This is a genomic window from Roseivirga seohaensis (assembly GCF_001592945.1).
Lineage (GTDB): Bacteria > Bacteroidota > Bacteroidia > Cytophagales > Cyclobacteriaceae > Roseivirga > Roseivirga seohaensis.
This window is the reverse complement of sequence record NZ_LRPB01000016.1, coordinates 1-400: the sequence shown is the minus strand read 5'-3', so window position 1 is coordinate 400 and position 400 is coordinate 1. Positions and strand designations below refer to the sequence as shown.

1 protein-coding gene is annotated in these 400 nt (G+C 39.5%); it reads right to left on the bottom strand.

The features are described from left to right. Window positions 1-85 precede the first annotated feature (85 nt). A partial coding sequence (locus AWW67_RS06355) for a RagB/SusD family nutrient uptake outer membrane protein (protein ID WP_141655392.1) occupies window positions 86-400 on the bottom strand: 315 nt, incomplete at its 5' end.

Here is a 400-nt window from a genome sequence, read left to right as displayed (position 1 = left end):
TAGTATTAAAAAAGAAGAAGCCCAATTTATACAATTGGGCTTCTGTCATTTATTGATGTGAAGGTTTAAAACCTTCATCGTTTTATTAATCGTTCTGAACCAAGTTAGGGTTCACGTTAATAGCGCTAATAGGGAAGAACCACTGCCACTGTAAATCACCAGCAGGAATTTCTGTGATTCTAGCCTGAGTAAGGCTGAAGCTACCTCTAGTTGATCTTTTCAAAGGCAAGTTTGCTCTTTTAAGATCAAGGAAGTTGAATCCTTCACCCCAAAGCTCAATTCTTCTTTGAGCTAAGATTTCATCGATAAGTGCTTGGCCGGTGTTAGTGCTGATTACAGCATTTGGATCACGCTGAGAAACTAAAGAGAATAGAGCAGTTCTAGCTGCTGGTTCGTTAGC